Below are 10,903 nucleotides of genomic sequence, written 5' to 3'. Positions count from 1 at the left end.
CTCCGTCAGTGGGCGGCCGGGGTGGCGCGCTGTGCGGCGGCCGGGGCAGGCGCGGGCGCCTGCCAGGGCACCGGCTTGACGGTGGCGCCGGGACGCACCTTCTGCAGGCCATTGACGATGACTTGCTCGCCGCCCTGCAATCCGCCGCTGACCAGCCAGTCGGGGCCGCTCATGCCGGCCGTCTCGATCGGCCGCGGCTCGACCTTGTTCTCGGCGTTCACGATCAGCACGAACTGGCCTTGTTCGCCGGCCATGACCGCCGCCTGCGGCACGCGCAGGCTGCCTTCCATTTGCCCCTGGTTGAAGCGCACGCGCACATACTGGCCGGGCAGCAGCTCATGTTTGGGATTCGGGAACAGGGCGCGCAGATTCACCGCCCCCGTCTCCGGCTCGACGGCCAGATCGCTGAACTCCAGCTTGCCCGGCAGTGGATAGACGCTGCCATCTTCGAGTATCAATTCCAGCCGGGTCTGGTCGGCGCGCTGCAGCTTGCCGGTCTGCATGGCCTGGCGCAGACGCAGCAGCTCGGCATTCGACTGGGTGAAATTGGCGTAGATCGGATCGATCTGTTCGATGGTCGCCAGATGGGTCGGCTCACCGCGCCCCACCAGTGCGCCTTCGGTCACCAGGGCGCGGCCGATGCGGCCGCCGATGGGGGCCGGCACCCTGGTATTTTCGAGATTGATCTGCGCGCGCGTCAGGGCCGCCTGAGTCTGCAGCAGCTTGACCTGGGCCTGGTCGTATTCCTGCTGGCTCACCGCCTTGCTCGGCAGCAGCGGCTCATAGCGCTTGAGCGCGGCTTTCATCACCTCGACGTCGACCTTGGCCGAAAGCGCCGTGGACTTGTAATCGCGATCATCGATCTGAAACAGGGTCTGGCCCTGCTTCACGTCGCTGCCTTCGGCAAACAGGCGTTTTTCGACGATGCCCTCGACGCGAGCCCTCACTTGCGCCGTACGCACCGCTTGCAAACGTCCCGGCAGATCCTGGGTCAACGTTGCCGTGCTGCTTGCCGGCATCATCACCGCGACTTCAGGTGCCGGCGGCGCGCCTGGACCCGCGCCCGGGCCGCCGGCGCCCGGCGGTCCCTCTCCGCCGCAGGCCGCGACGGCGAGAGCGAGCAGGCTGGCGAGCAGCTCGCGCTTGTTGATGGATGGAAGGCTGGCCATCTGGATTCTCCTGGTATGTCAGTGCTTGCTTACAGTGAACATGGCGAAATGCCTGTTCTGTCAATTGACGAAAATGCGCAGAAAACAATCGACGATCTTTTCCGCGCGGTCCTGATCGTTTTCCGCAGGGCGGACTTCGATGCCGAGCAGGTAACGGGTGCGCTCCGCGCCGCTGAGCATGCCCAGCAGCATGTCGGCAGCAAACTCCGCCGCCCCCGCACCGTCACTGCGCAAACGCCCGGCGCGCATTTCCTGATCGAACAATTGCGTCAGTCCCCGCAAGGTATGCGCCGGTCCCGACTCATAGAAGGCGCGCGTCATCTCGGGAAAACGCAGCGATTCGGCAATCAGCGTCCGGTGCAGGGCAATGCAGCGCTGGTCCATGACCAGGGCGCGGAAAGCAATGGCAAACCGCAGCAGACGCGCGCGCAGATCGCCGCCGTCTTCCTCCAGCGCCGTGGTCATGCGCTCGGCGTCGCGCCGCACCACTTCGGAAAACAAGGCTTCCTTGCTGGAAAAATGGTTGTACAGAGTCTGCTTGGCCACCCCGGCATGCGCCGCGATCGTCTCCATGCTGATGTTGTATCCCCCCGTATAAAACGCCTCCGCCGCCGCTTCGATCAAACGCAGCCGGGTATCGGGAAGAATGGGCTCTGTCGCAGATGTCATCTGCGTGATTTTAGCTGGACTGGACAGTCCAGTCCAATAGAAAATCAAAAAAAAGAGGTGCCGAATTTGCCACATCCTGCTGCAGGGTGCAGCCTATCCGCCCTGTCGCGACACCCATGGCGTGTAGACGGAGTGCCGTTTCGTTTGGTTTTTGGTTTGTTTTATGTGCGATATCAGCGCGATAGCGTATCGGGCGTGCCCAACGTACGCGGCAGCGCGCGCAACCAAGGCCGGCCGGCGTACCCAAAAAACGCAAAGGACGGCCTGAGCCGTCCCTTTGCATGTTTCCTGGCGCCTTGCCGTTCAGCGCATCAATGCCTTCCGCGCAGCTTCTTGATCGCCGCCAGTTGAGCGACCGCCTCGGCCAACTCGGCCTGGGCGCGGGCGTAATCGAGTTCGGAACTGCGATTGACCATGGCCTCCTCGGCGTGCTTCTTGGCCTCGAGCGCCTTGGCTTCGTCGAGATCCTTGCCGCGGATCGCCGTGTCGGCGAGCACCGTGACGAGGTTCGGCTGCACTTCGAGCATGCCGCCGGCGACGAAGATCAGTTCTTCGTCGTTCTGCTGCGGCAGCTTCAAACGCACCGCGCCCGCCTTGATGCGGGTCAGCAGCGGCATGTGGCCGGGCAGGATGCCCAGCTCGCCGGCTTCGCCCGGCAGGGCGACAAATTCGGCCAGGCCCGAGAAGATCGACTCCTCGGCGCTGACGACATCGACATGTATGGTCATAGCCATGTACTTCTCCATGATGGGCGGGGCAGGTACGAAAGTGTGGAAGACGCGCCCCGTTCCCGCCTTATTGCAGCGTCTTGGCCTTCTCGAAGGCCTCGTCGATGGTGCCGACCATGTAGAAGGCCTGCTCCGGCAGGTGATCGCATTCGCCGTTGATGATCATCCTGAAGCCGCGGATGGTTTCCTTGAGCGACACGTACTTGCCCGGCGAGCCGGTGAACACTTCGGCGACGGTGAAGGGCTGCGACAGGAAGCGCTGGATCTTGCGCGCGCGGGCCACGGCCAGCTTGTCTTCCGGCGCCAGTTCGTCCATGCCGAGAATCGCGATGATGTCGCGCAGTTCCTTGTAGCGCTGCAGGGTCTGCTGCACGGCGCGGGTGGTGTTGTAGTGCTCTTCACCGATGACGTTGGGGTCGATCTGGCGCGAGGTGGAGTCGAGCGGGTCGACGGCCGGGTAGATGCCCAGCGCGGCGATGTCGCGCGACAGCACGACGGTGGCGTCCAGGTGGCCGAAAGTGGTGGCCGGCGACGGGTCGGTCAAGTCGTCCGCCGGCACGTACACGGCCTGGACGGAGGTGATCGAGCCGACCTTGGTCGAGGTGATGCGCTCCTGCAGGCGGCCCATTTCCTCGGCCAGCGTCGGCTGGTAGCCCACGGCGGATGGCATGCGGCCGAGCAGCGCGGAGACTTCGGTACCGGCCAGGGTGTAGCGGTAGATGTTGTCGACAAAGAACAGCACGTCGCGGCCTTCGTCGCGGAAGGCTTCGGCCATGGTCAGGCCGGTCAGGGCGACGCGCAGACGGTTGCCCGGCGGCTCGTTCATCTGGCCGTAGACCAGCGAGACCTTGTCGAGCACGTTGGAATCCTTCATCTCGTGGTAGAAGTCGTTGCCCTCGCGGGTACGCTCGCCCACGCCGGCAAACACCGAGTAACCACCGTGCTGCTTGGCGATGTTGTTGATGAGCTCCATCATGTTCACCGTCTTGCCGACGCCGGCGCCGCCGAACAGGCCGACCTTGCCGCCCTTGGCGAACGGGCAGACCAGATCGATCACCTTGATGCCGGTTTCCAGCAGTTCCTGCGAGGGCGCCAGTTCGTCGAACTTCGGCGCCTTCTGGTGAATCGAGCGCAGGTTTTCGGCCTCGATTGCGCCGGCTTCGTCGATCGGCCGGCCGAGCACGTCCATGATGCGGCCCAGCGTGGCCTTGCCGACCGGCACCGAAATCGGCTTGCCGGTGTTCTGCACCATCATGCCGCGGCGCAGGCCGTCCGACGAACCCAGCGCGATGGTGCGCACCACGCCGTCGCCGAGTTGCTGCTGGACTTCGAGCGTCAACTCGCTGCCGTCCATCGTGAGCGCGTCATAGACCTTGGGCATCTGGTTGCGCTGGAACTGGACGTCCACCACGGCGCCGATGCACTGAACGATTTCACCTTGACTCATCGTCATTCCCCAAAACAATAAATTCGTTAATCGATGCCTGCGGCGGCTTATACCGCCGCAGCGCCGCCGACGATTTCCGAGATTTCCTTGGTAATCGCCGCCTGGCGCGTCTTGTTGTAGATAAGCTGCAATTCGTTGATGACGTTGCCGGCATTGTCGGAAGCGGCCTTCATCGCCACCATGCGCGCCGACTGCTCGGAGGCCATGTTCTCGGCCACCGCCTGGTACACCAGCGCTTCGACGTAGCGCACCAGCAGTTCGTCGATGACCGTCTGGCTGTCCGGCTCGTACAGGTAGTCCCAGCCGTGCTGCTTCTCGTCCTGCAGCTTGTCGGCCGTCAGCGGCAGCAGTTGCTCGATCACCGGCTCCTGCTTCATGGTGTTGATGAAACGAGTGTAGGCGACGTAGACCATGTCCAGCTCGCCGGCCTGGAAGGCATCGAGGATGATTTTCACCGGCCCGATGAGTTTTTCCAGATGCGGCGTATCGCCCAAACCGACCACCTTGGAAACGACGTTGGCGCCCAGGCGCTGCATGAAACCCAGTCCCTTGTTGCCGATGGCCGTGACGCGGATATCCTTGACGCCGGCACCTTCCAGTTCCTTGATGCGGTTCAGCGACTGGCGCAGGATATTGGTGTTGAGGCCGCCACACAGGCCCTTGTCGGTGGTGACGACGATCAGGCCGGCACGCTTGACGCTTTCAGGCCTGGTGAGGAAAGGGTGCTTGTACTCCGAATTGGCGCGTGCCAGGTTGGCTGCGATGCAGCGCACCTTGTCACCATAGGGGCGGGCCGCCTTCATGCGCTCCTGCGCCTTGCGCATCTTCGAGGCCGCCACCATTTCCATGGCCTTGGTGATCTTGCGCGTATTTTGTACGCTCTTGATCTTGTTACGTATTTCCTTGCCGCTTGGCATGGTCTGCTCCTGGCTGGCTAGGGTTTAGGCCCAGGTCTTCTTGAACGATTCGATCGCCGCCGCCAAGGCTTTTTCGGTTTCGCCGTCGAGTTCCTTGGAGGTTTCGATCTTGTTCAGCACAGCCACGTGGCCCTGCTTCAGATAGCCCATCAGGCCGGCCTCGAACGCCAGCGCGCGCTTGACGTCGAGATCGTCGTAATAACCCTTGTCAACCGCGTACAGCGTGACGGCCATTTCGGAGACGCTCATCGGCGAGTACTGCGCCTGCTTCATCAGTTCGGTGACCATGCGGCCGCGCTCGAGCTGCTTGCGGGTGGCTTCGTCGAGGTCGGAGGCGAACTGGGCGAAGGCCGCCAGTTCGCGGAACTGGGCCAGCGCCAGACGCACGCCGCCGCCGAGCTTCTTGATGACCTTGGTCTGGGCCGCGCCACCGACGCGCGACACCGAGATACCGGCGTTGATGGCGGGGCGGATACCGGCGTTGAAGAGGTCGGTTTCCAGGAAGATCTGGCCGTCGGTAATCGAGATCACGTTGGTCGGCACGAAGGCGGTGACGTCACCGGCCTGGGTTTCGATCACCGGCAGGGCGGTCAGCGAGCCGGTCTTGCCCTTGACTTCGCCGTTGGTGAACTTCTCGACGTAATCCTCATTGACGCGCGCGGCGCGCTCCAGCAGGCGGCTGTGCAGGTAGAACACGTCGCCCGGATAGGCTTCGCGGCCGGGCGGACGGCGCAGCAGCAGCGAGACCTGGCGATAGGCCCAGGCCTGTTTGGTCAGATCGTCGTAAATGATCAGGGCGTCCTGGCCGCGGTCGCGGAAGTATTCGCCCATGGTGCAGCCCGAATAGGGTGCGAGGAACTGCATGGCGGCCGATTCCGAAGCGGTAGCGGCGACGATGACGGTGTATTCCATCGCGCCGGCTTCGGTCAGCTTGCGCACCACGTTGGCGATGGTCGAGGCTTTTTGCCCGATCGCCACGTAGATGCAGAACATGTCCTGGCCCTTCTGGTTGATGATCGCATCCACCGCCACGGCCGTCTTGCCGGTCTGGCGGTCGCCGATGATCAGCTCGCGCTGGCCACGGCCGATCGGCACCATGGCGTCGATGGCCTTCAGGCCGGTCTGCACCGGCTGGTCGACCGACTTGCGCCAGATCACGCCCGGCGCGACTTTTTCGATCTTGTCGGTCAGCTTGGCGTTGATCGGACCCTTGCCGTCGATCGGTTCGCCCAGGGCGTTCACCACGCGGCCGAGCAGTTCCGGGCCGATCGGCACTTCCAGGATGCGGCCGGTGCACTTGACCGTATCGCCTTCGGAAATATGCTCGTATTCACCCAGAATCACCGCGCCAACCGAGTCGCGTTCGAGGTTGAGCGCCAGGCCGAAGGTGTTGTTGGGAAACTCCAGCATTTCACCCTGCATCACGTCGGCCAGACCATGCACACGGCAGATGCCGTCAGTGACGGAAACCACGGTGCCTTCGGTCTTGGCCTGGGCGGCCAGATCCAGGTTCTGGATGCGGCCCTTGATCAGGTCGCTGATTTCAGAGGGGTTGAGGTTCATTCAAAAGCTCCTATTTCTGTAGCGCGGTCGCCATGGCGGCGAGCTTGCCTCGCACCGAAGCATCGATCACCTGATCACCGACGGTGATGCACACACCGCCGATCAGTTCGGGATCGACGCTGACGGACGCCTGGATCCTGCAGGCGAACCGGCGCTCGAGATCGGCCACGAGTTGTTGTTGGGTTGCTGCCTCGATCGGGAAGGCGGAGGCGATCAGGGCTTTCTTGCTGCCTTCATGCTCATTCTTGAGAGCCACGAAAAGATCGCGGATTTCCGGCAGGACGCCGAGCCGGTCGTTTTCGACCAGCACGCGGACGAAGTTCTGTTGACCCGCACTCAGGTCATTCCCGGCGACACCGAGAAACAGGTTCGCCAACTGCTCGGGCAACAGACGCGGATCGTCGATGCAGGCTTGCATGTCCGGATGGGTCGCGATGGTCACCATGCGCTCCAGTGCCTCGGCCCAAGCAGCCAGCGCGGTCTTATCCTCTCCCTCCCGAGCCAGCCGGAAGGCCGCCTCGGCATAGGGTCGTGCGATGGTGACGTTTTCGGCCATGACGGATCAAAGCTCCGTTTTCAGGTTGGCCAGCAGATCGGCATGCACGTCGGCATTGATCTCGCGGCGCAGGATACGCTCGGCACCGGCCACGGCCAGCAGGGCGACCTGTTCGCGCAGGGCTTCCTTGGCGCGCTGGGCAGCCACGCCGGCTTCGGCCTCGGCGGCCTCGCGAGCCTGGGAGATGATGCGGGCGGCTTCGGCGCGGGCTTCCTCGATCAACAGGGAGCCCTGTTTTTCGGCGCCGGCACGCACCTCGGTGGCGGACTCACGCGCCTTGCGGATTTCCTCGACGACCTTTTTTTCGGTATTGACCAGATCGGTCTTTGCCTTGTCTGCCGCCGCGAGCCCATCAGCGATCTTCTGCGCACGCTCGTCCAGCGCCTTCATGATGGGCGGCCACACGAACTTCATGGTGAACCACGCCAGAATGAAGAACACCCCGAGCTGGGCAAACAGGGTTGCGTTCAGATTCACGGTAATCGCTCCTTAAAGCGTTTCAATCAGGGACTTGGAGGAAGCGCGATTACTGGAGCACGAACGGGTTGGCGAAGGCGAACATCATGGCGATACCCACGCCGATCAGGAAGGCCGCATCGATCAGACCGGCCAGCAGGAACATCTTGGTCTGCAGGGCATTCATCAGCTCCGGCTGACGGGCGGATGCTTCCAGATACTTCGAACCCATGATGCCGATGCCGATACAGGCGCCGACAGCACCCAGACCGATGATCAGACCGGCGGCGATGGCAACGTAACCGAGAATGTGTTCCATGATGACTCCTTGATTTGATGAATGAAAATGAATGAATCAGGTGAGACTAAAAAAACGGAAAAGACAAAAAACCGGACCTGCCAAAAACTCAATGCCCTTCATGCGCCTGACCGATATACACCAGCGTCAACATCATGAAGATGAATGCCTGCAAGGTAATGATCAGGATATGGAAAATGGCCCACACCGCGCCCAGCGCGAGGTGCATGCCGATGCCCCACCAGGTGAGCGTGCCGCCCAGCAGCGCGATCAGCATGAAGATCAGTTCGCCGGCGTACATGTTGCCGAACAGCCGCATGCCCAGCGACAGCGCCTTGGCGGCGAACTCGATCAGGTTCAGCAGCAGGTTCATCGGGTAGAGGAAGATCTTGTCGCCGAAGGGTGCGGCCACCAGTTCATGGAGGAAACCACCGGCCCCCTTGATCTTGAAGCTGTACCAGATCATCAGCAGCAGCACGCCCAGGGACATGCCCAGCGGACCGTTCAGGTCGGCCGTCGGCACGATGCGCAGATAGGCATGGGAATCGCCCGTCGCGCCCTGCCAAAGGAAAGGCAGCAGGTCGACCGGCAGCAGGTCGAGGGCATTCATGAAGAACACCCAGAGAAAAACGGTCAGCGCCAGCGGCGCGATGAAGGTGCGGTCGCCATGGACGATCGACTTGGCCTGGTCATCGACCCATTCCATGACGATTTCGAGCGCCGCCTGCAGGCGGCCCGGCACGCCGGAAGTCACCTTGCGCGCCACCGACCACATCAGCAGGATGGTGAACAGCCCCATGCCCAGGGAAAAGAACAGGGTATCCAGATTGGCCATCGAGAAATCGATGATGGCCTTCTGGGGCTCGCCCGAGGTGTTGTAGTGACCCAGGTGATGGACGATGTATTCGGATGCAGTGGGCGCTGCCGCTTCGTGACCAGTTGCCATATTCGTTCAGTCAGGTCTTCAACAAGAATGCGAGTAAATTTGCCTTGAGCGCCGCGAACAGCCCGACCAGCAGAAACGGCCAGAGCGCACCGGGATACCACTGTTGCACGGCTACCAAAATTCCTATCGTCGCGGCAATCTTGCCGAATTCGCCGGCAAAGAAACTGACGCCACTGGCGCGGCCGCTGGCGGCCGCAATTTTCAATCGCACGACAAAAACCAGGTTGGGCAGAGCATAGGCAAGACCGCCGAGCAACGCCGAATACAGGCCTCTTTCCCCTGTAAACAGGAACCCTATGCCCCCGCCAAGAAGCGTCGCAACTACTTGTAGCAGTAGCGTCTTGTGCATGACGGCAGCGCCGCAGCGCCCTGTGTGCTGATCTGACCGTGCGAAAAGCCCAGAATTATAAGGGTATTTTCTGGATTAGTCAAAGAAATCGGCATGATTGGAAACTTGACGGCGTGTCGCGCCGGAATGCCATCCAGACCACGCCGGATACTCAGTTTTTGTCGCGCAGACGCTCGAGGATGCCGTCCAACTGGTCCAGGCTGCTGAAGCCGATGGTCAGGTGGCCGGCGCCCTTTTTGCCGGCGACCAGTTTCACCGGCGCACCGAGAATATCGGCAAGTTCCTCCTGCAGGCGCAGCACGTCGCGGTCGGCTTTCTGCTCGCCGGCCTTGCCCGGCGGCGACTGCAATTCACGCTGCACCAATTTTTCCGTCTCGCGCACGGACAGTCGCTTATGCACCACCAGCGCCGCCAGGCGCGCCTGCTCGGGCTTGGCCAGCGGCAGCAGGGCGCGCGCATGGCCCATGTCGAGCTCGCCGGAAAACAGGCATTCCTGCACCGGCTTGGCCAGGTTCAGCAGGCGCAACAGGTTGGATGCGGCCGGCCGCGAGCGGCCGACCGCATCGGCCGCCTGCTGGTGGCTCATACCGAATTCGTCGATCAGGCGCTGAATGCCGGCGGCCTCTTCGAGCGGATTGAGGTTCTCGCGCTGGATGTTTTCGATCAGCGACATGGCCAGCGTCGCCTCGTCGGGAATCTCGCGCACCAGCACCGGCACTTCGCTCATGCCGGCCAGTTGGGCCGCGCGCCAGCGCCGTTCGCCGGCGATGATTTCGTATTTGTCGTCGCCGATCAGGCGCACCAGGATGGGCTGCATGATGCCCTGGGCCTTGATCGAGGCCGCCAGTTCGTTGAGCGAATCCGGGTCCATGCGCGTTCGCGGCTGGTAGCGGCCCGGTTGCAGGCGGCCGACCGGCAGGCTGTCCTGACGGGTGCTCGCGCTGTCGCTATTGGCATCGAGCAAGGCGCCGAGGCCACGGCCCAAGCCCTTTTTCTTCGGGGAATTCATGCGTCGTTCTCCTGTTTCCTGAAAGCGGTTCACATGGTCTGGACGCGTTCGACCATTTCGCTGGCAAACGCCAGATAGGCCTGCGCGCCCTTCGCGGACTTGTCGTACAGCACGCCGGGAATGCCGTAGCTGGGCGCTTCGGCCAGACGCACATTGCGCGGCACGATGGTTCTGAATACCTTGTCGCCGAAATGCTGCTCCAGCTCGGCGGAAACCTGGTGACCCAGCGTCGCGCGGCTGTCGAACATCACGCGCAGCAGGCCGATGATCTTCAGGTCGCGGTTGAGGTTGGCATGCACCTTCTTGATGGTATTCACCAGGTCGGACAGGCCTTCCAGCGCATAGTATTCGCACTGCATCGGGATGATCACGCCATGGGCGGCGCACAGGCCGTTCAGCGTCAGCATGGACAGCGAGGGCGGGCAGTCGATCAGCACGAAGTCATAATCGGCGGCATGGGCGGCAAGTGCTTCCTTCAGGCGCATCTCACGGCGTTCGAGCTCGACCATCTCGACCTCGGCGCCGGCCAGATCGCGGTTGGCCGGCAGCACGTCGTACTTGGCCTCGCAGGTGATGCGCGCCTCCGTCATGCCGGCCAGCCCGACCAGCAGGTGATAAACCGACTTTTCCAGGGCGCGCTTGTCGATGCCGCTGCCCATCGTGGCATTGCCCTGGGGATCGAGATCGACCAGCAAGGTGCGCTGCCCCTTGGCGGCGAGGGCAGCAGCCAGATTGACCGCCGTGGTGGTCTTGCCGACCCCGCCCTTCTGGTTGGCGATGGCGAAAATATGCATAC

At 62.7% G+C, this 10,903-nt stretch carries 13 protein-coding genes; all 13 read right to left on the bottom strand.

Annotated features, from left to right (window positions below; all coding sequences use genetic code 11):
• Nucleotides 1-5: 5 nt before the first annotated feature.
• The 13 genes from SDENCHOL_RS01955 to SDENCHOL_RS01895 all read right to left on the bottom strand — a co-directional run bounded on the left by SDENCHOL_RS01955 (nt 6) and on the right by SDENCHOL_RS01895 (nt 10,901).
• Nucleotides 6-1,169, bottom strand: coding sequence for an efflux RND transporter periplasmic adaptor subunit (locus tag SDENCHOL_RS01955; RefSeq protein WP_154715803.1), 1,164 nt, complete (start codon nt 1,167-1,169; stop codon nt 6-8).
• A 60-nt stretch (nt 1,170-1,229) separates the two neighbouring features.
• Entirely contained in the window at nt 1,230-1,838 is a 609-nt protein-coding gene (locus SDENCHOL_RS01950; RefSeq protein WP_172954967.1) for a TetR/AcrR family transcriptional regulator, read from the bottom strand.
• A 311-nt stretch (nt 1,839-2,149) separates the two neighbouring features.
• The gene (locus tag SDENCHOL_RS01945) at nt 2,150-2,572 is read right to left on the bottom strand and encodes a F0F1 ATP synthase subunit epsilon (protein WP_154715801.1); all 423 of its coding nucleotides are present in this window, start codon (nt 2,570-2,572) and stop codon (nt 2,150-2,152) included.
• Nucleotides 2,573-2,633: 61 nt separating this feature from the next.
• The gene (gene atpD, locus SDENCHOL_RS01940; protein WP_154715800.1) at nt 2,634-4,013 is read right to left on the bottom strand and encodes a F0F1 ATP synthase subunit beta; all 1,380 of its coding nucleotides are present in this window, start codon (nt 4,011-4,013) and stop codon (nt 2,634-2,636) included.
• Between the two features lie 47 nt (nt 4,014-4,060).
• Nucleotides 4,061-4,930, bottom strand: a complete 870-nt coding sequence (gene atpG, locus SDENCHOL_RS01935; protein ID WP_154715799.1) for a F0F1 ATP synthase subunit gamma — start codon at nt 4,928-4,930, stop codon at nt 4,061-4,063.
• Between the two features lie 24 nt (nt 4,931-4,954).
• On the bottom strand, nt 4,955-6,493 hold the full coding sequence (gene atpA, locus SDENCHOL_RS01930) for a F0F1 ATP synthase subunit alpha (RefSeq protein WP_154715798.1): 1,539 nt from the start codon (nt 6,491-6,493) through the stop codon (nt 4,955-4,957).
• Nucleotides 6,494-6,503: 10 nt separating this feature from the next.
• Nucleotides 6,504-7,049 carry a F0F1 ATP synthase subunit delta gene (locus tag SDENCHOL_RS01925; protein WP_154715797.1) on the bottom strand — a complete coding sequence of 182 codons (546 nt, stop codon included), beginning with the start codon at nt 7,047-7,049 and terminating at the stop codon, nt 6,504-6,506.
• Nucleotides 7,050-7,055: 6 nt separating this feature from the next.
• On the bottom strand, nt 7,056-7,526 hold the full coding sequence (locus SDENCHOL_RS01920) for a F0F1 ATP synthase subunit B (protein ID WP_154715796.1): 471 nt from the start codon (nt 7,524-7,526) through the stop codon (nt 7,056-7,058).
• Between the two features lie 49 nt (nt 7,527-7,575).
• A complete protein-coding gene (atpE, locus tag SDENCHOL_RS01915) occupies nt 7,576-7,824 on the bottom strand; it encodes a F0F1 ATP synthase subunit C (RefSeq protein ID WP_154715795.1) in 249 nt (82 codons plus the stop codon).
• Between the two features lie 88 nt (nt 7,825-7,912).
• Nucleotides 7,913-8,749 (bottom strand): F0F1 ATP synthase subunit A, encoded by an 837-nt coding sequence (atpB, locus tag SDENCHOL_RS01910; RefSeq protein WP_154715794.1) that lies wholly within the window; start codon nt 8,747-8,749, stop codon nt 7,913-7,915.
• Nucleotides 8,750-8,759: 10 nt separating this feature from the next.
• A complete protein-coding gene (locus tag SDENCHOL_RS01905; RefSeq protein ID WP_154715793.1) occupies nt 8,760-9,098 on the bottom strand; it encodes an ATP synthase subunit I in 339 nt (112 codons plus the stop codon).
• Between the two features lie 151 nt (nt 9,099-9,249).
• A complete protein-coding gene (locus SDENCHOL_RS01900; RefSeq protein ID WP_154715792.1) occupies nt 9,250-10,107 on the bottom strand; it encodes a ParB/RepB/Spo0J family partition protein in 858 nt (285 codons plus the stop codon).
• 29 nt (nt 10,108-10,136) lie between these two features.
• Complete coding sequence (locus SDENCHOL_RS01895; protein ID WP_154715791.1) at nt 10,137-10,901, bottom strand: ParA family protein; 765 nt, start codon at nt 10,899-10,901, stop codon at nt 10,137-10,139.
• Nucleotides 10,902-10,903 lie beyond the last annotated feature (2 nt).

The organism is Sterolibacterium denitrificans, assembly GCF_900174485.1.
Taxonomy (GTDB): Bacteria; Pseudomonadota; Gammaproteobacteria; order Burkholderiales; family Rhodocyclaceae; genus Sterolibacterium; species Sterolibacterium denitrificans.
This window is presented reverse-complemented; position numbering and strand designations above follow the sequence as displayed.